Source organism: Vibrio astriarenae (assembly GCF_010587385.1).
Taxonomy (GTDB): Bacteria; Pseudomonadota; Gammaproteobacteria; order Enterobacterales; family Vibrionaceae; genus Vibrio; species Vibrio astriarenae.
On the sequence record NZ_CP047476.1, the window covers coordinates 15,749 to 38,381 of the forward strand.

At 45.5% G+C, this 22,633-nt stretch carries 22 protein-coding genes and 1 riboswitch; of the genes, 12 read left to right on the forward strand and 10 right to left on the reverse strand.

Annotated elements, in window-relative coordinates:
* Positions 1 to 62: 62 nt before the first annotated feature.
* The 3 genes from infA to aat all read right to left on the reverse strand — a co-directional run bounded on the left by infA (position 63) and on the right by aat (position 1,826).
* A complete protein-coding gene (gene infA, locus GT360_RS14600; RefSeq protein WP_001040192.1) occupies positions 63 to 281 on the reverse strand; it encodes a translation initiation factor IF-1 in 219 nt (72 codons plus the stop codon).
* 80 nt (positions 282 to 361) lie between these two features.
* The gene (locus GT360_RS14605) at positions 362 to 1,060 is read right to left on the reverse strand and encodes an arginyltransferase (protein ID WP_164649698.1); all 699 of its coding nucleotides are present in this window, start codon (positions 1,058 to 1,060) and stop codon (positions 362 to 364) included.
* 58 nt (positions 1,061 to 1,118) lie between these two features.
* The gene (gene aat, locus GT360_RS14610; RefSeq protein ID WP_164649699.1) at positions 1,119 to 1,826 is read right to left on the reverse strand and encodes a leucyl/phenylalanyl-tRNA--protein transferase; all 708 of its coding nucleotides are present in this window, start codon (positions 1,824 to 1,826) and stop codon (positions 1,119 to 1,121) included.
* Positions 1,827 to 2,048: 222 nt separating this feature from the next.
* Between aat and aroA the strand changes: the two genes are divergently transcribed.
* The gene (aroA, locus tag GT360_RS14615) at positions 2,049 to 3,329 is read left to right on the forward strand and encodes a 3-phosphoshikimate 1-carboxyvinyltransferase (RefSeq protein WP_164649700.1); all 1,281 of its coding nucleotides are present in this window, start codon (positions 2,049 to 2,051) and stop codon (positions 3,327 to 3,329) included.
* A 63-nt stretch (positions 3,330 to 3,392) separates the two neighbouring features.
* Here aroA and GT360_RS14620 read toward each other — a convergent pair whose 3' ends face one another.
* Positions 3,393 to 3,641 carry a YciN family protein gene (locus tag GT360_RS14620; protein WP_164649701.1) on the reverse strand — a complete coding sequence of 83 codons (249 nt, stop codon included), beginning with the start codon at positions 3,639 to 3,641 and terminating at the stop codon, positions 3,393 to 3,395.
* A gap of 313 nt (positions 3,642 to 3,954) precedes the next feature.
* Between GT360_RS14620 and topA the strand changes: the two genes are divergently transcribed.
* Positions 3,955 to 6,585, forward strand: a complete 2,631-nt coding sequence (gene topA / locus GT360_RS14625) for a type I DNA topoisomerase (RefSeq protein ID WP_164649702.1) — start codon at positions 3,955 to 3,957, stop codon at positions 6,583 to 6,585.
* Positions 6,586 to 6,689: 104 nt separating this feature from the next.
* On the opposite strand, the gene GT360_RS14630 is transcribed toward topA, so the two are convergent.
* Positions 6,690 to 6,842 carry a hypothetical protein gene (locus GT360_RS14630; RefSeq protein WP_164649703.1) on the reverse strand — a complete coding sequence of 51 codons (153 nt, stop codon included), beginning with the start codon at positions 6,840 to 6,842 and terminating at the stop codon, positions 6,690 to 6,692.
* Positions 6,843 to 7,082: 240 nt separating this feature from the next.
* Here GT360_RS14630 and glgC point away from each other — a divergent pair, with 240 nt between their 5' ends.
* The 3 genes from glgC (at position 7,083) to GT360_RS14645 (ending at position 10,710) form a co-directional block, all read left to right on the forward strand.
* Complete coding sequence (gene glgC, locus GT360_RS14635) at positions 7,083 to 8,300, forward strand: glucose-1-phosphate adenylyltransferase (protein ID WP_164649704.1); 1,218 nt, start codon at positions 7,083 to 7,085, stop codon at positions 8,298 to 8,300.
* 1 nt (position 8,301) lies between these two features.
* Positions 8,302 to 9,759 (forward strand): glycogen synthase GlgA, encoded by a 1,458-nt coding sequence (gene glgA, locus GT360_RS14640; RefSeq protein WP_164649705.1) that lies wholly within the window; start codon positions 8,302 to 8,304, stop codon positions 9,757 to 9,759.
* Between the two features lie 150 nt (positions 9,760 to 9,909).
* Positions 9,910 to 10,710, forward strand: a complete 801-nt coding sequence (locus GT360_RS14645; RefSeq protein WP_164649706.1) for an alpha/beta fold hydrolase — start codon at positions 9,910 to 9,912, stop codon at positions 10,708 to 10,710.
* Here the strand turns inward: GT360_RS14645 and GT360_RS14650 are convergent.
* From GT360_RS14650 to torD, 5 genes are all read right to left on the reverse strand, one after another.
* Positions 10,707 to 11,024, reverse strand: coding sequence for a putative signal transducing protein (locus GT360_RS14650; RefSeq protein ID WP_164649707.1), 318 nt, complete (start codon positions 11,022 to 11,024; stop codon positions 10,707 to 10,709). The two genes, GT360_RS14645 and GT360_RS14650, sit on opposite strands and share 4 nt — an antisense overlap.
* Positions 11,025 to 11,034: 10 nt before the next feature.
* A complete protein-coding gene (locus GT360_RS14655) occupies positions 11,035 to 11,736 on the reverse strand; it encodes a TVP38/TMEM64 family protein (protein ID WP_164649708.1) in 702 nt (233 codons plus the stop codon).
* 136 nt (positions 11,737 to 11,872) lie between these two features.
* On the reverse strand, positions 11,873 to 12,463 hold the full coding sequence (locus tag GT360_RS14660) for a TfoX/Sxy family DNA transformation protein (RefSeq protein WP_164649709.1): 591 nt from the start codon (positions 12,461 to 12,463) through the stop codon (positions 11,873 to 11,875).
* Between the two features lie 109 nt (positions 12,464 to 12,572).
* Positions 12,573 to 12,682, reverse strand: a riboswitch (cyclic di-GMP riboswitch).
* A 144-nt stretch (positions 12,683 to 12,826) separates the two neighbouring features.
* Positions 12,827 to 13,834, reverse strand: coding sequence for an HTH-type transcriptional repressor PurR (purR, locus tag GT360_RS14665; RefSeq protein ID WP_164649710.1), 1,008 nt, complete (start codon positions 13,832 to 13,834; stop codon positions 12,827 to 12,829).
* Between the two features lie 193 nt (positions 13,835 to 14,027).
* Positions 14,028 to 14,681 carry a molecular chaperone TorD gene (gene torD, locus GT360_RS14670; protein WP_164651120.1) on the reverse strand — a complete coding sequence of 218 codons (654 nt, stop codon included), beginning with the start codon at positions 14,679 to 14,681 and terminating at the stop codon, positions 14,028 to 14,030.
* A gap of 356 nt (positions 14,682 to 15,037) precedes the next feature.
* On the opposite strand from torD, the gene torR reads away from it, so the two are divergent.
* The 7 genes from torR to secF all read left to right on the forward strand — a co-directional run bounded on the left by torR (position 15,038) and on the right by secF (position 22,599).
* Positions 15,038 to 15,751: a two-component system response regulator TorR gene (gene torR, locus GT360_RS14675; protein WP_164649711.1), complete on the forward strand. Its 714-nt coding sequence runs from the start codon at positions 15,038 to 15,040 to the stop codon at positions 15,749 to 15,751.
* A gap of 234 nt (positions 15,752 to 15,985) precedes the next feature.
* The gene (gene ahpC / locus GT360_RS14680) at positions 15,986 to 16,543 is read left to right on the forward strand and encodes an alkyl hydroperoxide reductase subunit C (RefSeq protein ID WP_164649712.1); all 558 of its coding nucleotides are present in this window, start codon (positions 15,986 to 15,988) and stop codon (positions 16,541 to 16,543) included.
* Positions 16,544 to 16,715: 172 nt separating this feature from the next.
* Positions 16,716 to 18,308: an alkyl hydroperoxide reductase subunit F gene (ahpF, locus tag GT360_RS14685; protein WP_164649713.1), complete on the forward strand. Its 1,593-nt coding sequence runs from the start codon at positions 16,716 to 16,718 to the stop codon at positions 18,306 to 18,308.
* 203 nt (positions 18,309 to 18,511) lie between these two features.
* On the forward strand, positions 18,512 to 19,168 hold the full coding sequence (locus GT360_RS14690) for an NAD(P)H-dependent oxidoreductase (RefSeq protein ID WP_164649714.1): 657 nt from the start codon (positions 18,512 to 18,514) through the stop codon (positions 19,166 to 19,168).
* A gap of 125 nt (positions 19,169 to 19,293) precedes the next feature.
* On the forward strand, positions 19,294 to 19,761 hold the full coding sequence (locus tag GT360_RS14695) for a hypothetical protein (protein WP_164649715.1): 468 nt from the start codon (positions 19,294 to 19,296) through the stop codon (positions 19,759 to 19,761).
* Between the two features lie 142 nt (positions 19,762 to 19,903).
* Positions 19,904 to 21,697, forward strand: a complete 1,794-nt coding sequence (gene secD, locus GT360_RS14700; protein ID WP_164649716.1) for a protein translocase subunit SecD — start codon at positions 19,904 to 19,906, stop codon at positions 21,695 to 21,697.
* A 2-nt stretch (positions 21,698 to 21,699) separates the two neighbouring features.
* A complete protein-coding gene (gene secF / locus GT360_RS14705) occupies positions 21,700 to 22,599 on the forward strand; it encodes a protein translocase subunit SecF (protein WP_164649717.1) in 900 nt (299 codons plus the stop codon).
* Positions 22,600 to 22,633 lie beyond the last annotated feature (34 nt).

Below are 22,633 nucleotides of genomic sequence, written 5' to 3' on the forward strand. Positions count from 1 at the left end.
GTCATTACAATAAAAAACGGAGCCAAAAGGCTCCGTTTTTTATCTGGCTTGAAAATCTAAGATTAACGAGCACGGAAGACGATGCGACCTTTAGATAGGTCGTATGGCGTCATCTCTACAGTTACTTTGTCACCAGTAAGAATACGGATGTAGTTCTTACGCATTTTACCTGAGATGTGTGCCGTTACTACGTGGCCGTTTTCTAGCTCAACGCGGAACATAGTGTTTGGTAGAGTATCAAGGACAGTGCCTTGCATCTCGATTACGTCTTCTTTAGCCATTTAATCCTCTTATATAAATGGTGTGTTTTGCACCTCTAAGCATGGGTACAAAAGCGGAATAAATAAAGTTGGGCCGTATTCTACCCTTGCCAACGATGATTTACTAGCCTTTGATGGCGATGAAAGCGGACTTTGTAGTTCATAGCTGGACATTCGTCGATTTGATAGCCTAAATATAACCACTGTTTCTGAGTTTCTTGGCTATATTCTATCTGCTTAAGTACGGCGAGCGTTCCCAACGATATTGGGTAGTCCGGGTCGAAAAAAGTGTAGAAGGCACTGGCACAATGCGGCATCACATCTGTGACAGCAACAGCGATTAATCGCTCCTCGTCATACAAGTGTAGAAATCGCGTTGGCAACCAAGAACAGTGAGCGAATTTAAAGAAGTCATCTTTCTTGGGCGGATACATGGTACCGTTGCGATGACGCGCTTCTATATATCTAGCATACAGTTCGAACCACTCCTCATCGAGTTCTTCTTTCATCTCAGCACGAATATGGCGTGATTTACTCACAATACGTTTTTGGCTTGGGGACACTTTGAAGTCACCAATGGACACGCGAATCGCCTCACAGGCCTGGCATAAAGTGCAGTGTGGCTTATAGATCACATCACCACTGCGACGAAACCCGTTGGCTAGCAGTATTTCATACCCTTCAGGAGAGTGATTAGGTTCGTCGAGTGCAACCGCCATTCTCTCCTGATGGTTGGGGAGATAGGCGCATTCATGTGGGGCGGTAAGACCGATCCTAATATGGTAGAGATCTGAGTTCATTTATTGTCTGGTTGGTGCAAAAGCGTTAATTAAATAGGGTTAAGACTAACGTAGTTGATTAATCCAAAGTTATCCATTGTGGTTCAAAACACCCGATGCCGATGCTTTGATCTCTAAGCGTCTCTAATTGTTGCATAAATTCAAGCCTTGGCAACTCTTGTGCCCCTAATGATGCTAGGTGAGGGTTCATGATCTGGCAGTCAATGAGTCTGCCGCTGTGTTGTTTAAAATGCTCACAGAAATACCAAAGACCGATCTTTGAGGCGTTGCTTTCTAAGCTAAACATCGATTCACCACAAAAGAGCTGACCCATTGAAAGACCGTAGAGTCCACCGATAAGGGTTTGATCGCGCCATACCTCAACGGAATGACAGTATCCAAGGCTTGCTAGACGTTTGTACGCTTTGCGCATTTCTGGATGAATCCAGGTCTCTTCGGCGCTGCGAGTCGAGGCGCAGTAGTCAATCACTTGCTCTGTGGCTTGATTTATTGAGACTCGATAATCGTGTTTGCGTTGAAACTTTTTCAAGCTTTTGGCGGGCTGAAAGGTGACTGGATTAAACACAGCACGTGGTGCAGGGCTCCACCATAACAAAGGCTCATCAGGGCCATACCAAGGAAAGATACCGCTTCGGTAGGCAGTCAGTAGTCGCTTTGGCGACAAATCACCGCCAAAGGCTAATAAGCCGCTTGGTTCTTCGAGCGCGTCAAATACTGATGGGAACTCGACGTTGAAGGGGTCTAATTCGGTTAGGTAAATCGCCATGTGGTTCGTTTTGTTTGGAGTTTCGATGATTGTATTACTCGACCGACTCAATTAGCAAAGAGATTGTTTGTCAGCGTAGGTTTACGCGACAAATACTTTATTTTTGATGTTTATCGAGTCTGGAGTTCTCACTTTTTTTTCGTTAGTCTGCTTTTACGAAGAATTATAGCTAACTGCTGCCTCCTCTAGCTCAGCAGTAGACCTTAGGGAACAACTAAATTAATGGAAAGCCTGACTTTAAATCCTATTCAACGCGTGAATGGCGTTGTGAACTTACCTGGCTCGAAGAGTGTATCGAATCGTGCGTTACTGCTTGCCGCTCTTGCCAAAGGAACCACACGACTGACTAACCTACTCGATAGTGATGACATCCGTCATATGTTAAATGCTCTGACTAAGCTTGGGGTGAGCTATCGTCTGTCTGAAGATAAAACAGTATGTGAAGTTGAAGGCTTGGGACGTCCATTTGATGTAACAGAAGCCCAAGAGCTGTTTTTGGGTAATGCGGGCACGGCGATGCGTCCATTAGCCGCTGCGCTGTGTTTAGGTCGTGGTGAGTTTGTTCTTACGGGTGAGCCGCGCATGAAAGAGCGCCCTATTGGCCACTTAGTTAATGCACTTCGAGAAGCAGGTGCAGATATTGAGTACCTAGAGAACACGGATTACCCACCGCTAAAAATTAATGCGACTGGACTCAAGTCTGGCTCTGTATCGATTGATGGATCTATCTCAAGCCAGTTTTTAACGGCATTTTTAATGTCAGCACCCCTAGCGGAAGGTGAAATCACAATTAACATCGTCGGTGAATTGGTTTCAAAGCCCTACATCGATATTACACTGCACATCATGAAGCAGTTTGGTGTTGAGGTGATGAACAACGATTACCAACAGTTCGTCGTTCCGGCGGGTCAGCACTACCTTGCTCCAGGTGATTTCTTGGTAGAGGGTGATGCGTCATCTGCGTCATACTTCCTTGCTGCAGCGGCGATCAAAGGTGGCGAGATCAAGGTAACGGGCATTGGTAAAAACAGCATTCAAGGTGATATCCAGTTTGCCGATGCACTGGAGAAAATGGGTGCAGAAATTGAGTGGGGTGATGACTATGTGATCTCTCGTGTCGGTGAGCTAAAAGCCATCGATATGGATTACAACCACATCCCAGATGCGGCAATGACGATTGCAACCACAGCGCTATTTGCTGAGGGAACAACGGCGATACGCAATGTCTATAACTGGCGCGTAAAAGAGACAGATCGCTTGGCTGCAATGGCAACGGAACTGCGTAAAGTCGGTGCTGAAGTTGAAGAGGGTGAGGACTACCTAATCGTTCAACCGCCCGCTCAGTTGAAGCATGCTGCAATCGATACGTATGATGATCACCGCATGGCAATGTGCTTCTCACTAGTTGCATTGAGCGATACACCGGTGACTATTAATGATCCGGGCTGCACGTCTAAGACGTTCCCTGATTACTTTGACAAGCTTGCAGAGCTAAGCTGTTAATTTTCAGCTGCATTTAGAACACAAAGGGGAGCAATGCTCCCCTTTGTTGTGTCTACGCGCATGTTACTTTTGTATGGTGAACTCTTTAGAAAGGTGGTGAGCGAGATACTTGAACATATTAAACACAGCCGTAGTATTTTGTGTCGGTAGGCCATTGGCGTCAAGGAAGTACTCCCCTTTAAAAACCAAAACGCCCTCTTTTTCTGTGACTGAGTCTGCGCGCATACCCTCGATATAATCGTCGTGCTCTTGGATAATCTGGTTAGCAATCAGTAGTAGGTCGAATTCAGAGATGGTTTTCTTGTCACTCATGAGTTTATCTATCCGTTAATATCGATTTGCCGTCAGTCTAAAAAAAACCGTTTGTAGAATCTAGCGCTTTTGATAATTCGGTTGTTTTCTTTGGTTATTTGAGCCAACACAAACGAAGAATCAATCGCTATATATAGAGGGAAAACTGCACTGAGAGTGCTGCTGATGGATTGCCCAAATGTCCAGCAGTTAGAATTTTTTTTGCAAAAAGATATTGATCTTCTGAAAATCTCGCTCAATAGTAAAAAAAGAACGAGACATTGAGTATGGCGTACCGTAACTCCATACCTAACAAATAGAGCATATTATTACTATGGGTAAATCACTGGTTATTGTGGAGTCGCCAGCCAAGGCGAAAACCATCAATAAGTACCTAGGTAAAGACTTTGTCGTTAAGTCGAGTGTTGGTCACGTACGTGATCTTCCAACGGCTGGTCAAAGCACTGGGCAGAAAAAAGCAGCGCCAATATCCACCAAAGGCATGAGTGCGGAAGAGAAAGCTCGAGTCAAAAAAGAAAAAGACCGTAAGTCTCTCATCAAGAAGATGGGTATCGACCCGTACAACGGATGGGAAGCGAACTACCAAATCCTTCCAGGTAAGGAAAAGGTGGTTTCTGAGCTACAAAAACTCGCACAAGACGCTGATTACGTTTATCTCGCAACCGATTTGGACCGTGAGGGAGAGGCTATCGCTTGGCACCTTCGCGAGATCATCGGCGGTGATGAAGAGCGATACAAACGCGTTGTGTTTAATGAAATTACTAAAAACGCGATTCAACAAGCATTTGAACAGCCGGGTGAGTTAAACATTGACGGTGTCAATGCGCAGCAAGCCCGTCGTTTTATGGACCGTGTCGTGGGCTTTATGGTTTCACCTCTGCTGTGGAAGAAAGTCGCACGTGGTCTATCGGCAGGTCGTGTACAGTCGGTTGCAGTGAAGCTGTTGGTTGAGCGTGAGCGCGAAATCAAAGCCTTCATTCCAGAAGAGTTCTGGGATATTCATGCTAATACGGTAACGAAAGATACTACGGACTTTAGACTGCAAGTTGCACAGAAAGATGGTTCGGCTTTCAAACCGGTGAATGAAGCGGAAACGAAAGCAGCAATGAGCGTGCTTGAGAAAGCAGCTTATGAAGTGTGTAAGCGCGAAGACCGCCCAACAAGCAGCAAGCCATCAGCGCCATATATCACGTCGACGCTGCAACAAGCAGCAAGCACCCGTCTAGGCTACGGCGTGAAAAAGACCATGATGCTCGCTCAGCGCCTCTATGAGGCGGGTTACATCACTTATATGCGTACAGACTCAACTAACCTAAGTAAAGAGGCTGTAGAGGCTGCTCGTGAGTTTATTGGTAGTGAGTTTGGTGATGCTTACCTTCCTGCAAGCCCATTGGTCTATGGCAGCAAAGAGGGTGCACAAGAAGCGCACGAAGCGATTCGTCCTTCTGATGTTGCCGTGAAAGCTGATGACCTACAAGGTATGGAAGCCGATGCACACAAGCTTTACGCTCTAATTTGGAATCAATTCGTTGCCTGTCAAATGACACCTGCGAAGTACGATTCAACCACAGTGAGTGTGAAAGCGGCAGAGTATACGCTTAAAGCGAAAGGTCGTATTCTTAAGTTTGATGGTTGGACGCGTGTACAACGTCCACTAGGCAAAAATGAAGACCAAATTCTCCCAGCAGTACAAGTGGGTGATGTATTGAGCTTGAAAGATCTTGAGCCGAAACAGCACTTCACTAAGCCACCAGCGCGATTTACCGAAGCTGCCTTGGTTAAAGAACTGGAGAAACGTGGTATTGGCCGTCCTTCGACGTATGCATCGATCATCTCCACAATTCAAGATCGTGGCTACGTGAGAGTAGATCAACGCCGTTTCTACGCAGAGAAAATGGGCGAAATCGTGACCGATCGCCTCGATGATAGCTTTAATGATCTCATGAACTATGACTTCACGGCGCGTATGGAAGAGAAGCTCGACCAAGTGGCTGAAGGTGAAGTGAACTGGAAGAACATGCTGGATAACTTCTTTGGTGATTTCACCGGTGAGTTAGAGAAAGCTGAGCTCGATGAAGATCACGGCGGTATGAAACCAAACCATATCGTGATGACAGACATTGAATGTCCGACATGTTCGCGTCCAATGGGTATTCGCACCGCTTCTACGGGTGTATTCTTGGGCTGTTCTGGCTATGCATTACCGCCGAAAGAGCGTTGTAAGACCACCATCAACTTGGGTGATGAAGAGGGGATTATCAATGTTCTTGAAGAAGATGTAGAAACTGCTGCACTGAGAGCGAAAAAGCGTTGTCCAATCTGTGAAACCGCGATGGATGCGTACCTTATCGATGATAAGCGCAAGATGCACGTCTGTGGTAACAACCCGAACTGTGATGGTTATGTGGTTGAACACGGTGAGTTCAAAGTGAAAGGTTACGATGGACCGGTTGTTGAGTGTGACAAGTGTGGTTCAGACATGGTGCTGAAAAATGGTCGCTTTGGTAAGTACATGGACTGTACCAATGAAGACTGTAAGAACACGCGTAAGATTCTGAAAAATGGTGAAGTTGCACCTCCAAAAGAGGATCCTGTGCACTTCCCTGAGCTTCCTTGTGAAAACTCAGATGCTTACTTTGTCTTGCGTGATGGTGCTTCTGGTCTGTTCATGGCCGCAAGTAACTTCCCTAAATCACGTGAAACACGTGCGCCGTTAGTGGAAGAGCTGGCTCGATTTAAAGACCGTATTTCACCGAAGTTCCAATATCTGGCAGATGCACCGACTCATGATCCTGATGGTCGTCCAGCGGTGGTTCGATTTAGCCGTAAAACCAAGGAAAATTACATTCGCTCGGAAGACGATGGTAAGCCTTCAGGTTGGACTGGCTTGTTTATCGATGGTAAATGGGAAATTACCGATAAGCGTAAAAAGCCTAAAAAATAATCGTGAATAAGAACGATACGTAATAGCAAGGCAGCCCAAGTGGCTGCCTTGTTGTTTTTGTGCTTTCTGTATGAAAGTTACATTAACATTATGTAACCAGGATCTTAAAATTCACTGGTATGAGTTGTGTTGAATAAAATCTGTGACACGTGCCATTGAATCATGTCGTAATTTTTCTTCATAATGAACACACTCTGGTAGGTAAAGTCCGAAAGGAAGCCAGAGGCATCAAAAAGTCGCGCTTTTCGCATCGTCATGTTGGCTCCAATCGTTTGTTTTTCATCTTCCCGAACGCAAACATCATAAAAAACAGCAGATGAATTGAAAGTTGTAGACGCTATTTTTGATGTAGCTAGTTTGGCGCAATGGAAAGCGAATTAATCTAACCCAAACATCGACTCCATTTGTGTCAAATCAGGCATCGTAAACGTTTGCTTCGCTCCCCCTCATCTAAAGCGAAGTGAAGGTTAATATAAATATAAAATGGAGAATAAACTATGGCTGGTGTTTTAGGGATGATCCTTGCTGGTGGCGAAGGCTCACGTCTTATGCCTTTGACTGAGTCTCGTACTAAACCTGCTGTACCATTCGGTGGCAGCTACCGTCTAATCGACTTTGCTTTAAACAACTTCCGTAACGCAGACCTGATGAAGGTTTACGTACTGACACAGTTTAAATCTCAATCACTCTACCTACACATGAAGAAAGGTTGGAACCCAACCAGCATTACTGGCCGTTTTATTGACCTTATCCCTGCGCAAATGCGTGACGGTAAGCGTTGGTACGAAGGGACTGCTGATGCTATCTACCAAAACGTAGGTTTCATCAAAGAGGAAGATCCTGAGCAAGTTGCTATCTTCGGTTCTGACCACATCTACAAGATGGATATCCGTCAAATGCTCGATTTCCACAAGGAAAATAAAGCGAGTTTGACAGTTTCAGCGCTGCGTATGCCTTTGTCAGAGGCATCGTCGTTCGGTGTTATCGAAGTGGATGAGCAAGGTAAAATGATTGGTTTCGAGGAAAAACCAAAGAATCCTAAGTCAATTCCTGGTCATCCAGATATGGCTCTGGTTTCTATGGGTAACTACATCTTCGAAACAGAGTGTTTGTGCAGTGAACTGCACGAAGATGCGAAAAACACAGAGTCTAGCCATGACTTTGGTAAAGACATCATTCCAAAGCTTTACCCACAAGGTGAAGTGTATGTATACGACTTCTCAACCAATGACATTCCTGGTGAGAAGCCAACAACTTACTGGCGTGATGTTGGTACCATTGGCTCTTACTGGGCGGCACATATGGACCTGCTAGAAGAAGATGCGCCGTTCTCACTTTACAACCGCTCTTGGCAGCTACACACGTACTACCCGCCATTGCCACCAGCGACATTCGTTGATGCGGACCATCGTAAAGTTAAGATCACGGATAGCTTGATTTCGGGCGGTAGTTATATCCAAGGATCAACCATTTACAAGTCGGTACTGGGCTATCGTAGTAACATTGCTTCTGGTACAACCATCTCAGAATCTGTTATTTTAGGTGACGTAAAGATTGGCGCAGGCTGTAAAATTCGCCGTGCCGTCATTGATAAAGACGTCGAAATTGCACCAGGCACTGTCATTGGCGAGGACTTAGAGGTGGATGCAAAACGCTTCCACGTTTCGTCTGAAGGCATTGTCGTGATTGCGAAAGGAACTAAAGTAGGATTCTAAAGTGGAAAAACTCAATCTCTGGTTTACCGTTTCAGAAGCTCAAGGATTGGTGAAAAGTGGCGGGCTTGCCGATGTGGCAAAAGCCCTGCCTAAAGCATTACAGGAACTTGGTCATCAGGTAGCGATTGCGCTACCTGCTTATCAAAGCATCCCTCACGTATCTGACGCACCAGTTCTGTTTGAAACAGAGCTTAATCATTGGCCTCACACGGCATATAAGGTCCGTAAGTCTGAGTTAGACGGTGTTGATGTTTATCTTATTGATTGTCCGCAGTACTTTGCTCGCCCAGAGCTCTATGCTGAAAACAATCATGCGTATGACGATAACGGTGAGCGTTTTAGCTTCTTCTCTGCCGCGAGCCTAGATGTTTTGCAAAAGCTCGATATTAAGCCAGATTTGGTTCATGCGAACGATTGGCATACCGGGTTTGTCCCGTTTTTGCTGAAAACTCGCTACCGTGAAGATCCTTACTTTGCGAATATGAAGAGTGTACTCACTGTTCACAACGCAGTGTTTAAAGGTATTTTCCATTACCATCAAGTGCAGAATATTCCGGAACTGAATTTGTCTGGGATGGAGTTCCTGCGTTACGGGCATGATCAAGTAAGCATGCTCCGTGCGGGTATTGCATTCGCGGATAAGATTAATGCGGTGAGCCCAAACTATGCATCAGAGTTGCTGACACCGTTGGGCGCACATGGCTTAGTGGATGATTTTGTTCACCGAGCTTGTGACCTTCACGGAATCGTTAACGGTTGTGATTACTCAGAGTGGGAGCCTTCTACTGATGAGTTCTTACCAACGCCGTATACATCAGAGGCAACGTCTCTGCACAAGGGTAAAGCAGACGCTAAGCTGACACTGCAACAAGAAGTAGGCTTACCTCAAGAGAACAAACCTATGTTTGGTATGGTGTGTCGTTTGACTCACCAAAAAGGCTTCTCATACCTTCTGCCTATTCTCGAGAAGTTTCTTAAGAATGATGTTCAGGTGGTGATCATCGGTACCGGCGAGGCTGAAATTGCTTCTTGGTTACGTGGTATCGCAAGTCGTCACCCGCAGAAGTTTGCTTTCTTGGAAGCCTACAGTAACCGTTATGCCCATTTGATCGAGGCGGGTTCAGACTTCTTCCTTATGCCATCAGAGTTTGAGGCTTGTGGTTTGAATCAAATCTACAGCATGGCTTACGGAACGCTGCCAATTGTACGTGAAGTGGGTGGCCTAAAAGATACGGTTATTGACTACGATATAGCACCAGAAGAGGCGACAGGCTTTAGCTTTAGAGAGCCAACCCCTGAAGCGCTATTGGTTGCGATGCAACGTGCTTTGTTGTTGTTACTTCAAGAACCAGACAGGTTTGTCGAGATTCAACAACGAGCGATGCAGAAAGATTTTAGCTGGAAAGAGTCTGCTGTTCAGTACGTGAAAATGTATGAAATGGCAAAGAAAGACGGCTAGCTGCCTAGAGTCATGAAACAAGGGAGGGTCGAGCTGATAGGGCTTGACCCTTTTTTTAGTTTAGGGCAACCATTGCTTACAAATCCCAATGCAGTTTAGTTTTATTAGGTATGCTAAACTGTCACCATTAGAAACTCTTTATTAATAGTTATGTCAGATAGTTTGCTTTTCCATAAGACCTTTTTACACCCGACCAGCAAAGAGTGGGTGGTCTTTGTACATGGAGCAGGCGGTAGCTCTTCGATTTGGTTTAAGCAGATCAAGTCGTATCGAGAGCATTTTAATTTGCTGCTCGTTGACCTTCGTGGACATGGAAAGTCGAATCAATTCATAAAAGACATTATCAGCCATACCTATACCTTTAAAGAGGTCACCAAAGATGTGGTGAAAGTGCTCGATCACTTAAAGATCTCCTCTGCACATTTTGTTGGGATGTCTTTAGGAACCATTATTGTTCGCACGCTGGCAGAGTTAGAAACCCAACGCGTAAGGAGCATGGTGCTAGGTGGAGCGGTAACGCGTTTAAACGCGCGTTCACAGGTGTTAGTAAAGGTTGGGGACTGGTCGAAAAACTTCGTGCCTTATATGTGGTTGTACAGCCTTTTCGCTTATATCGTGATGCCACAGCGTAACCAGAGAGAATCACGACACCTTTTCATTCGCGAGGCGAACAAGCTTTGCCAAAAAGAGTTCAAACGGTGGTTTAAACTGGCTGCTGATGTGAATCCTTTAATGCACTACTTCCGCGATAGAGAACTGCCGATCCCAACGCTTTATTTGATGGGTGATCGCGACTACATGTTTATCAAACCAGTAAAAGAGATGGTGGCCCGCCATGATAAGAGCGAGCTACTTGAAATTGAAGACTGTGGACATGTTTGCAACGTAGAAAAGCCAGATGAGTTTAATACACACTCTATCGGCTTTATTCAGCGCCACTCTTTAGCCTAGCCTTGATGTGGAGCGGCAGCTCCACACTGCCAACACGCTCCGAACTGCCCCTCATTGAGTTCGTGACACTCATGACACTGCCACTCTTTTAAACTCGCTTTTTGCTGTAGGTATTCTTTAATGTGAGCCTGTGCTTGAGGGGCTAGCGCGTTATCAAATAGCCACACGTGAGGAAACGTCTCCTCATTGAAGGGCAATTCTCCCTGTAAACTAAACAACGTATCTCCACGCACCTCACATTGAAAACCTTGTTGCTGGAGCATTTGAGCAACAATATGGGCTTCCGTGGGATGTTTAGCAAAATAGATTTTCATCTATCTTCCTTTATTTACTGGCAGGGATATTGCGTTTTCGCTCAAGTAAGTTCATCACCCATTTCATAATGACAGGGAATAGACCCAGTAAAGCAAATGAGACAAGCACAGAAGGGGAGACGATACCTGATAGTGAGTCTATTTGCGCAAGTTGGGTACCCGCATTGAGGTAGACCGCTGTTCCCGGTAGCATACCCAATTGGCTAAATAGGTAGAAACGACCAATTGAAATGGGTGTCAATCCCATGAGTAAGTTAATCAAGAAGAAAGGAAAAACTGGAATTAAACGTAGTGATATTAGGTACAACGCACCATCTTTTTCGACGCCCTGATTAATGACACTGAGCTTATCGCCAAACTTACCCTGTACCCAATCTCTGAAGAGGAATCGACTACTTAAAAAGGCCAGAGTAGCACCAATGGTACTAGCGAAAGAGACTAAGACTAAACTGGTCCAGAAACCGAATAGAGCGGCGCCAAGAAGAGTAACGACGGCTGCCCCCGGTACTGAGAATGCCGTGATGCCTACATAGGCAAAGAAGTAGATTGTTGCAGCGGTGATGAAGTTTTGATCAATGTAATCTCTTAGCGCCGCTTGCTGGACTTTGGCGTTTTCTAACGTTAAGTACTGCCCAAACTGAGTGGCTAAAATGATGATGGTGGTAACCAAAACGATACCAATAATTACTTTTGGATTTAAAAACTTGCTCATCGTGCAGACTCCTGTCGCCAATTTAAGCTAATGATTCAGGTGAGTATACAGACAGGATAGGAGGTATTTTTCTTTCAATCAAAACGAACAAAGCCAGCAAATAGTGCTGACTTTGGTGTTTGAAGGTTTGTGGAGCTTAATTAATCTGGCTAGCGAGATCTTCACGTTGAGGTTGGGGGATCACAGTCCAGTGTGTGCCGCGAATCGCCCCTTCCAGTGAATAGAGTAGCTCAAGGCTAACCGGTGTTGTGTGCGACTCTTGTATCGCTTGATAAGCTCTCACCGCTCCCGCTTCTTCTAGTTGAGTCACAGTCTCGATTCCAGCTTTTTTTAGCATTCTCTCTGTTGCAAGACGAAGGTTAGGGAGATCTTTTAAACGTTGAGGCTTCGTTGTTTCTTGCTTCACTTTATCAGCAACAGCCGCTTTGAGAGCGGTAGTTGCTACCGATAGAAGGCGCGCAGGCTCATTGACCCACGAATCAGGTAGCTGGAAGTATTTAGTGACGACAGGAAAGCCCCGCTTCTCATAAACATAAGGCTCGAGTTCGTGTTGAGAGATCGCAGTTTCTAGGTCAGCACACTTACGAACGTGTAGCTTGTTCTTCACGACCAATGCAAACATTGTGTCATTGACGAATATGCCAAAGCCACCAAACATTGATCGTGACTTGACAGTGCCAAGTTGCTCGAATAAGCGCATCGAGTCTTTTAAAATTGGTTTATCCATGCTTTGTATTCTCGGTGTAGAAATTTCACGCCACCAAATTCAGGCCCGAGAGAATAGCAAAAAACAGCATGCCCTTTGTCATGGAAAGGTTATGCTCGTGTATTTTACCATCGGCAACCCCGCTACCTTTCCTGAATAATATCATAGTTATGAATAAAATTCTGATTAAGGCCGGAAGCTTTGCGTCCCATCTTTTCAAATGGTTTGCCCTGTGCGTGGCTCTCAAAAGAGCATAAAGAAAAGCGGAATAGGTATCACATCTTGAAAGGTGATAATGTGATGTTGATTCAAAAAAATAACCCTAACATTTTGCATGCGTATGCATAGTGCCAGGGTTAATAGTTTTCTTATGAAATCAGTATCTTACTTGTTGAGGTCGCGTACGGTTAAACGTTCAACAATTTCTGGATGCATTTCGAACACACGCTTTTCATGCTCTTTGTCTTTGATGCGCTCTAGTAAGATCTCAAAGGCATTTTTACCCACACGGCGTTTCGGTTGGTGAACCGTCGTTAGTGGTGGTGAAAAGTATTCGGCAAGTTCGATATTGTCATAGCCGATGATTGACATGTCTTCTGGAATTCGGATGCCATTTTCTTGCAGGCGGCTCATAAGCCCGAGTGCCATAGTATCGTTGAAACAGAAGACAGCGGTAGGCTTCTCATCCATGGCAACAATTTTGTCTGCGGCTAATACAGCAGTATCACACTCGAAGTTACCTTCCAAGATCCAGTCTTCGACGACATCAAGTTTTGCTTCATTCATCGCGCGGCGGAAGCCGTTAATACGCTCTTTACACGCCGCTTTTTCGAAGTGACCACTTAGACAGGCAATCTTATCGTGACCTTTTTCGATCAGATATTTCGTCGCTAGGTAGCCACCTTCTTCTGAGTTGTCGATAATCTTATCTGCTTGTGAAGTCTCTGGGCCCCAGTCCATGATTACTTTAGGAATATCTGGGTGGCCGTCCAGCATTTCACTTAGCTCTTCGGTTAAGTCTGAACACATCACCAAAATGCCGTCAACACGCTTTTCTGCAAGCATACGGATGTAATCACGCTGCTTTTCGTATATACCACCAGTGTTACACAAAATTAGCGTGTAACCTTGACGGTAACAGTAGCTCTCAACACCATCGATGACTTCTGAGAAGAAAAGGTTGGTAGATTGGGTAACGAGCATACCAATCGTGCGTGTGGTGTTGCATTTAAGGCTGCGGGCAACCGCACTGGGTGCATAGTTTAGCTCTTTTACTGCCTTCATTACTTTTTCTTGAGTTGTTTCAGCAACAAAGCGCGTTTTGTTGATAACGTGCGAGACAGTCGTTGTTGAGACACCGGCAAGACGCGCAACATCTTTTATCGTGGCCATAGTTGTGGTCCTTGATTCGTATTTTTATGTACCGCACGTTGCTCAAGCGGTGACTAAAACCTAGTATGAGCCGTGTTGCGGTAGTCTTTTGTAGGAAAAAACCAAATAAAAAACCGCTTTGTTGAAAGCGGTTTAAAAACATCCGAGTATTTTAGACTGCTATCGTTTGCGACGCAATCCTAATCGTTTTGATCTAAGACTGCTCATCCAGTAAATATAAACAGTCTAGCTCAAGAAATGCCACTAACAGGCCACTAACCGCAGAATAGAAGCCAAAGTCATCTTTTTTCTGACAAAGTGCATGGAATTGGGGAGTCCAGCTGAGAATATGCTGTTTAATAAAGTTAGCTTGCTCGACAAGTGCTTGATTGATATATGCTTCTTGCTCTAGCTCGTTAGAGCGAATGATCAAGTTGCCCAGAAAATCGAGCTCAATCGCGATATGGTCTGCCGGTTCATTCATGCCTTTTGTGACTTGAATATTGTGCTTGGCAAGGACTTCATTCATCTCTTCAGCGGGTTTGCCGTTAAGAGTACCTGATTTATCAAGGTAGATTGACGCGTAGGGAAGAGCGCCTTCTTTGTCTGACTTTAGAAACAGCTCACAGAAGTCCGCAGAAAGCTCAAGTTGGGCATCTTCACGTACTTGTAGTCTATTCAGTGCATCAACGAGCTTTTCAACCGGTTTAGCTAATTGAACATTTTCTCCAAGGCCGGAGATAAATGCGCGGATCTCCGGGCTTTGATATTGCTCTAGACCTTGCTCATCAAGTTCGCTTGCAAATAGGCTCGACAGCCACCAATAAATCTCTGCACGTTTTTCATTAAACGCTTTGATCTCTTCAATCACGAGAAGCTCCAAATCATAAATGGATAAGTCATAAGTATAGAAAGGCTGTATTGAGAGCGCTATCTAGTTGATAGGTGGAGTATAAAGGGAAAATATGAATAGTGTTATTGGCTTGTGTGAATGAAAGTGATGGTTTGTGGGAAATTATGTCTAGGATCCAAGCGGATATATTTGAACGAGTGATTGTTGTGCACTTGCTTGCGTATTTGTGAGTGTCAGGGCGTAAAATCTTTAAAACTGAGTAATTGTGATTCATCAAGAAAACTCGAATAAAGTGCATCTTCAGGTTGAATAGAATGTAAATATGTCTAATTATGAATGGGACTGAGTAATTTCCGAGTAAAGAGAATAACATGAGCTATCACGTTCTAGTTGTTGAAGATGATCTAGTAACCCGCAGCAAACTGGTTGGCTATTTTCAAAATGAAGGCTACACAGTAAGTGAAGCGAGTTCTGGGTCTGAAATGCGAGAGTGTCTGCAAAGCAATGATGTTGATTTGGTCATGCTAGACATTAACTTGCCAGGAGAAGATGGCTTGATGTTGACGCGAGAACTTCGTGGTCAATCAAACATCGGAATTATTTTGGTAACAGGACGTACCGATAGCATTGATAAGATTGTTGGCCTTGAAATGGGCGCAGACGATTATGTCACTAAACCCTTTGAGCTACGCGAACTTTTGGTTCGAGTAAAGAACCTGCTTTGGCGTATCTCTCTAACAGGACAACTTCAGCCCCAAGAAGAGGAGGTTGAAGAGGATACAAACCTTGTTCGCTTTGGCGAATGGACCTTCGACATCCAGCGTCGTGCCCTAAGTCGTGACGGTGAACCGGTAAAACTAACGAAAGCAGAATACGAATTGTTAGTTGCACTCTCTTCACATCCGCGTCAGGTGTTAAGTCGTGACCGCATACTGAGCATGATTAGTCACCGTGTTGATGCGCCAAACGATCGCACTATTGATGTATTGATTCGACGCATGCGTGCGAAGATGGAGTTTGACCCGAAGAACCCGCAAATCTTTGTCACGGTTCATGGTGAAGGCTATATGTTTGCCGGCGATTGATGCGTTAGTGCTTTGTAAGTGCATTCAGATAGGGTCTCGAAAGAGGCCCTTTTTTGTGAACCAGACCTAATAGGTTCTGTCGATGATGGCTGATAGGTATCGCCTATTGTGAACGATAGGAAACTTCTATTGATTTGATAGAAACAGACAATTTCTAAAATTTCTCTCTCAGAGGCATTATTACCTCAACGACACAGCGAAGTGTCAAACAATCAAATAAAGAGAGACAAAGTCATGATCAACACTACAATCAAACCATTCAACGCGACAGCATTCAAAAACGGCGACTTCGTAGAAATTACAGAGCAGGACGTTCTAGGTAAATGGGCAGTATTCTTCTTCTACCCAGCTGACTTTACTTTCGTATGTCCAACTGAGCTAGTTGACCTTCAAGAGAAATACGCAGAGCTTCAATCACGCGGTGTAGAAGTTTACTCAGTGTCAACAGATACTCACTTCTCTCACAAAGCATGGCACGATACTTCTGAAAAAATCGGCACTATCGAGTACTTCATGGTAGGCGACCAAACAGGCACTATCACAAACAACTTCAACGTGATGCGTGAAGGTCAAGGCCTAGCAGACCGTGCAACGTTCCTAATCGACCCAGAAGGTACTATCCAAGCGATGGAAATCACAGCGGAAGGTATCGGTCGTGATGCAGAAGACCTACTTCGCAAGGTAAAAGCGGCTCAATACGTAGCAAACAACCCAGGTGAAGTTTGCCCAGCTAAGTGGAAAGAAGGCGAAGAGACACTGGCTCCTTCTCTAGATCTAGTAGGTAAAATCTAATCAACTCTGATTAGAACCCAGTTTGCATGCTCCGCTTCTTGCTCCTAAAGGGCGGGGTGTGCACTCCCAAATATAAAGCATCATAAGATAACCCCTTTTTATACATTTCCTTTTTTATTCTTACTGATGCAATTAGTTCAGTAGTGAAGATTGACAGTTAGCAGGTATCCCCATGTTAGATCAAGCAATGAAGCAGCAGCTTAAAGCGTACTTAGAAAACTTAAAAACAAACGTAGAGCTTGTCCTAAGCCTCGACGAGAGCGAAACCGCCAACAAACTCGATGGTTTGGCGCAAAACATCGCTTCATTGACGGATAAGATCATTGTGAAACGCGACGATCAAGCCAGTGACCGCAAGCCAGTTATGCAGGTAGTCAATGCAGAAAAAGGCACTGCGATTGGTTTCGCTGGTCTTCCAATGGGACATGAGTTCACTTCACTGGTGCTAGCACTACTGCATAGTGGTGGCCACCCAATCAAGCTTGAAGCGGAAGTGATCGAGCAAATCAAGCAGCTAGATAAGCCACTTAATGTTGAGATCTTTATTTCTCTGTCTTGCCAGAACTGTCCAGAAGTGGTTCAGGCATTCAACATGATGTCAGCAATCAATCCACTGATTAACGCAACCATGATTGATGGCGCTGCTTTCCAAGATGAAGTGAAACAGCGTGACATCATGGCAGTACCAAGCGTGTTCATTAATGGTGAGCTATTTGGACAAGGCCGTATGTCTCTGGCTGAAATCTTGAACAAAGTGGATACGGGTGCGGCAAAAAAACAAGCACAGAAAATCAGTGAAAAAGAACCGTTCGATGTACTGGTTGTAGGCGGTGGCCCTTCAGGTTCATCTGCAGCGATTTACGCAGCGCGTAAAGGTATTCGTACCGGTGTGGTGGCAGAGCGCTTTGGTGGTCAAGTGATGGATACGATGGCGATTGAGAACTTTATCTCTGTGAAAGCGACAACAGGTCCAAAGCTGGTTGCGAGCCTAGAAGAGCATGTGAAAGAGTACGGCGTTGACATCATGAGCGAGCAGCGCGCGGCAAACATCATTGATGCAAAAGACACGGATGATGGTTACACACATGTTGTATTAGAGAGTGGTGCCGTTCTGCGTTCTCGTACCGTTATCACCAGTACGGGTGCAAGATGGCGTGAAATGAACGTTCCAGGTGAGCAAGAGTACCGCAATAAGGGTGTGGCTTACTGCCCACACTGTGATGGTCCACTGTTCAAAGGCAAGCGTACTGCAGTGATTGGTGGTGGTAACTCTGGCATTGAAGCTGCGATTGACCTAGCAGGTATCGTAGACCATGTCACTGTGCTGGAATTTGCTGACACACTGCGAGCTGACCAAGTACTTATCGACAAAGCAAACAGCACACCAAACATCGATATCATCACGATGGCGCAAACGACAGAAGTGATCGGTGACGGCACGCGAGTAACGGGTCTTGAATACATTGATCGTAATACTGGTGAGAAGAAGCAGATTGAACTGGCGGGTATTTTTGTTCAAATCGGTCTAGTGCCAAACAGCGAATGGCTAAAAGATTCAGGTGTTGCTCTGTCACCACGCGGTGAGATTGAGATTGATGCCCACGGCGCAACCAGCATGAGTGGCGTGTTTGCGGCAGGTGACGTGACAACCGTACCTTACAAACAAATCATTATTGCGATGGGTGAGGGAGCGAAAGCAAGCTTGGGGGCATTTGATTACCTAATCCGCACTCCGGCACCAGTGAAGACGCCCGTCGAAGCGTAAAAGAAAACTTGTACGAAACTTTTAAGTCACCAGTGAAAACTGGTGGCTTTTTTCATTTCTATCAGTTTAATGACGCTGAACCGATGATTATCAATAATTAATTGAAAGTGTTTTCATCCACTGACGGCTTATCAAAGTCTGAATTCTCGGTAAACTGCACACCACTTGTTAAGAATCACGATCTACCTGTTAGGAGTATTCACGTGTCTCATCAAATTATTAAAGACCTTCACAGCCGTTACACAGCGAAAAAATACGATGCAGAGAAGAAGATTTCTGCACAAGATATGGAAGTCATTCTAGAAGCGCTGCGTCTATCGGCATCTTCTATCAACTCTCAGCCTTGGAAATTCGTTATCGTAGAGAGTGATGAAGCAAAGCAGCGTCTACATGATTCATTTGCTAACAAGCACCAATTCAACCAACCACACGCAAAAGAAGCATCACACACAATTTTGTTTGCTTACGATCCTAACTTCACTAAAGAGAAGTTCGCGAAACGTGTGGATGCGGAAGTCAGCTCTGGTCACCTGCCAGCTGAAATGTACGATCAGTTCATGGGCGCGTACGCGTTTGCTGAAATGAACACTGACGAGTCGGGTTACAACGGCACTTGGACTAAAGCACAAGTTTACCTAGCACTGGGTAACATCATGCATGTTCTTGCACGTCTAGGCATCGCATCGACACCGATGGAAGGTGTTGACGGCGAGCTTATTGGTGAGCTATTCAAAGACGAGCTGGATGGACACGTATGTGAACTTGCACTGTCTATGGGGTATCACAAAGACGGTGAAGACTATAACTTCGGTCTACCAAAAGCGCGCTTGGCTCGCGAGCAGATCATCGAAATCGCATAAGCGTTGAACAAATGCATTAGGCGTCAAACCGAAAGGTTGGCGCCTTTTTATTATTTTGAATTTTGTCTTTCCAAATCATTAACTGCGTTTATAATATCGTTTCTTGATTGTAACGCGGATTTGTCGTGCTTAAATTAGCCCGTAGACTTTTTGTCATGTTGGCCATGATGCTGAGCTTCTTTGCTTCAGCGGCTTCATTGCAGCTAGAGTTTATGGCGTCACCGACACAATCATTGGTCTCTTTGGGCATCGAGCAAGTCGATATCGCCGCCAGCGACCAAGCCGATGCGGTCTCTTCAGAGAGCGAATCACAAGATGGTTATCTGTTTTTGGACGCAGGTTCAGAAGCTTGTTTACCCAACTCTCGCCGTGTATTAAGCATGGATGAGGTTGCCACCAAGGGCGAAAAACCCGACTATTTCCTCGTTATCTCATTTCAATCTCCCGATCCGCTCGCGTTCGCGCGATTAGCTGACTTTGACCCGCACTTCGCTCCAAGCTGGGAGTTTTCTGCCTCTGACCAAAACCTCCGACTTGGCGGCTGGAAAGAGAGCAACCTACAATACCGTTTCCTTCAATCCTCTCTCGTTTAGGTCAGTACCTACAGCCCAGCTGTAATTGACTTATTCAAACCCTGACAGTGAATTTCTAGCGTCCTTCGTTTACGAAGTGTCTTATTATGCTTGTACGTCATGGTTTGACTCTACCCCTCATCTTATTGAGAAGATTAGATAAATGAGAAACAAACAGACCAAACACGTCATTAACCGCAATCGGTACTGGCACTACTTTACGCTTGCCTTGTGTGTGCTTTTAATGGCGTTGAGCGCATTGCCATCATGGTATGGTGAAAATGCGGCATTACATGTCTCTACAAGAGGCGATGCTACGCTCGATGCAACCCAAGTTGCCAACGTACTCGCCTCTCACAACATCGACACTAAACAGATTACCCAGCAAGATAATCGTGTGGTTGTTACGTTAGAAAACCCAGAACAGCAGGCTTTGGCACAAGCAGAGTTAGCAGACACTCTACCGGAAGGGGCAACGATTGCCCTTGCATCGGAACCAGCTGCCCCTCAATGGTTACTTAACCTCGGTTTTAATCCTGTTAAATTGGGATTGGATCTGCGTGGCGGCGTACAGTTCCTGTTAGACGTCGATATGGAGCCTGTGTATCAGGCACATCGTCAAATGGTGATTGACGATCTCACATCAGAACTGTCTCGCGCTCGTGGTCGAGTGGTAGGAGATAGTGCGCAAATTACGCTTCGAAGCGATGCTGACGCGAGTGAATTGCGACGTTTAGCAAGAGAGCGCTTTCCAAATTGGCAATTGACTGGCTCAGATAGACAATTTCAACTGTCGTTATCAACAGAAGAGCAAAATGAGCTGCGACGCTTAACGGTAATGCAGAACCTACAAATAATGCGTAGCCGACTCACCGAGCTAGGGATTACCGAAGCGTCTGTGCAACGCCAAGGAGAGAATCGTATTCGTATTGAGTTGCCGGGCGTCCAAGACCCTGCAGCGGCGAAGGATGTGATTGGTGCTACGGCATCACTGGCATTTCACTCGGTGCCAAATACCGTCAATCGTGACTCTTTAGTGATTGACGACCAGCAAGGGCAACCTGTCAGCGTATCACGCCGTGCTGTATTGGGTGGTGAGCATATTGTTGATGCACGCGCTGGCGTGGGTGAGTTTGGTGACGCTGAAGTGAATATCAGTTTAGATGGACTAGGCGGTCGAAAAATGGCGAACTTCTCCCGTCAGAACATCGGTAACCCTATGGCGACGGTGTATAGCGAATACAGTCGTGCTCAAGATGGTTCGAGTGAGAAAAATAGCGAAGTGATCAGTGTGGCGACGATTCAATCACAGCTAGGTAACCGCTTCAGAATCACGGGTATTGGCACGATGAATGATGCTCAAGAGCTGGCTCTTCTTTTGCGTGCTGGCTCGCTGACTGCGCCTGTGACCATTGTTGAAGAGCGTACAATTGGCCCTTCTCTTGGTGCTGAGAACGTGAAGAATGGCTTTGCTGCACTAGCGTTAGGTTTGGGGATTACGTTTACCTTCATCGCACTTTGGTATCGTCGTCTTGGTTGGGTGGCAAACGCGGCATTGCTGACGAATATGGTGATGTTGTTTGGACTCATTGCTTTGTTGCCCGGTGCGGTGCTAACGCTACCTGGTATAGCAGGGCTGGTTCTAACTGTAGGTATGGCAGTAGATACCAATGTACTTATCTTCGAGCGTATTAAGGATAAAATGGGTGAGGGGCGCACCTTTGCAGCTTCAATTGATAGAGGTTTCCAGAGTGCATTCTCGTCTGTCTTTGATGCCAACTTAACCACCATGATTGTCGCGATAGCACTTTACGCTATCGGTAATGGGCCTGTTCAGGGGTTTGCGTTGACACTTGCCTTAGGTCTATTGACCAGTATGTTTACTGGTATTTTTGCTTCAAGAATCTTGATCAATACGATTTGGGGGCGTGATCAACGCCGAGATGTGAGGGTGTAACAATGAAACGATTGATTAATTTGAGCAAGATTCGTTTTGGCATGTCAGTGATCTCTTTGGCTTTGGTGCTAGGTGCCCTCGTCACTATCGTATTTAAAGGCTTTAATTGGGGACTAGACTTCACTGGCGGTGTGGTGAGCGAGTTCCAAGTAGAGCACGCATTAACGGCAGATGAGATTAAACAGACGTTTGATCAAGTGCTTGGGCAAGAGGTCCAACTCACACAATCTGGCGAGAGTGGCCGATGGTCTGTTCGCTACAGCCAGCCGGAAGGTGAAATGCAATCGATAGGAGAGATCCTGTCGTCCCTGCACACTAATGTCAAAGTGCTCAATAGCAGCATCGTTGGCCCACAAGTGGGTCAGGATATGGTGGAAAAAGGCGGCCTAGCTGTGTTGAGTTGTATCATTCTCACCATGCTTTACTTGAGTTGGCGCTTTGAGTGGCGTTTGGCTCTGGGCGCTTTGAGCGCACTTGTTTACGATATTGTGTTGGTGCTTGGCCTGTTCTCTCTTACGGGTTTAGAGTTTAACCTTACTGTATTGGCGGCTGTTTTGGCTGTGCTGGGTTACTCACTTAATGACTCAATCATTATTGCAGACCGCGTAAGGGAGTTGTTTAAAGGTAACCCGAACGGCAATACTGGTAAGCTGATTGATTCGGCAGTGATGGCGACCTTCTCAAGAACAGTGATTACATCAGGAACGACATTCGCGACTGTAGCGTGTTTGTGGTTGCTAGGGGGCGCGCCTTTGCAAGGATTTGCGATAGCCCTGTGCTTCGGTATCGTGAGTGGTACTTGGTCATCAATATCGGTGGGGGTGACACTGCCTCAGCTTATCGGTTTGAAGCCTGAGCACTACATCGTAAGAAAAGATGAGTATGAAGAGGAGTACCCTTAACTCATTCCCTTAGCGATAAAAAAATGCCGCTCTT

Coding starts and splice junctions, on each gene's coding strand:
- infA (WP_001040192.1), bottom strand. CDS start 281: ATGGCTAAAGAAGACGTAATCGAGATGCAAGGCACTGTCCTTGATACT.
- GT360_RS14605 (WP_164649698.1), bottom strand. CDS start 1,060: ATGAACTCAGATCTCTACCATATTAGGATCGGTCTTACCGCCCCACAT.
- aat (WP_164649699.1), bottom strand. CDS start 1,826: ATGGCGATTTACCTAACCGAATTAGACCCCTTCAACGTCGAGTTCCCA.
- aroA (WP_164649700.1), top strand. CDS start 2,049: ATGGAAAGCCTGACTTTAAATCCTATTCAACGCGTGAATGGCGTTGTG.
- GT360_RS14620 (WP_164649701.1), bottom strand. CDS start 3,641: ATGAGTGACAAGAAAACCATCTCTGAATTCGACCTACTACTGATTGCT.
- topA (WP_164649702.1), top strand. CDS start 3,955: ATGGGTAAATCACTGGTTATTGTGGAGTCGCCAGCCAAGGCGAAAACC.
- GT360_RS14630 (WP_164649703.1), bottom strand. CDS start 6,842: ATGACGATGCGAAAAGCGCGACTTTTTGATGCCTCTGGCTTCCTTTCG.
- glgC (WP_164649704.1), top strand. CDS start 7,083: ATGGCTGGTGTTTTAGGGATGATCCTTGCTGGTGGCGAAGGCTCACGT.
- GT360_RS14645 (WP_164649706.1), top strand. CDS start 9,910: ATGTCAGATAGTTTGCTTTTCCATAAGACCTTTTTACACCCGACCAGC.
- GT360_RS14650 (WP_164649707.1), bottom strand. CDS start 11,024: ATGAAAATCTATTTTGCTAAACATCCCACGGAAGCCCATATTGTTGCT.
- GT360_RS14655 (WP_164649708.1), bottom strand. CDS start 11,736: ATGAGCAAGTTTTTAAATCCAAAAGTAATTATTGGTATCGTTTTGGTT.
- GT360_RS14660 (WP_164649709.1), bottom strand. CDS start 12,463: ATGGATAAACCAATTTTAAAAGACTCGATGCGCTTATTCGAGCAACTT.
- purR (WP_164649710.1), bottom strand. CDS start 13,834: ATGGCCACGATAAAAGATGTTGCGCGTCTTGCCGGTGTCTCAACAACG.
- torR (WP_164649711.1), top strand. CDS start 15,038: ATGAGCTATCACGTTCTAGTTGTTGAAGATGATCTAGTAACCCGCAGC.
- ahpC (WP_164649712.1), top strand. CDS start 15,986: ATGATCAACACTACAATCAAACCATTCAACGCGACAGCATTCAAAAAC.
- ahpF (WP_164649713.1), top strand. CDS start 16,716: ATGTTAGATCAAGCAATGAAGCAGCAGCTTAAAGCGTACTTAGAAAAC.
- secD (WP_164649716.1), top strand. CDS start 19,904: ATGAGAAACAAACAGACCAAACACGTCATTAACCGCAATCGGTACTGG.
- secF (WP_164649717.1), top strand. CDS start 21,700: ATGAAACGATTGATTAATTTGAGCAAGATTCGTTTTGGCATGTCAGTG.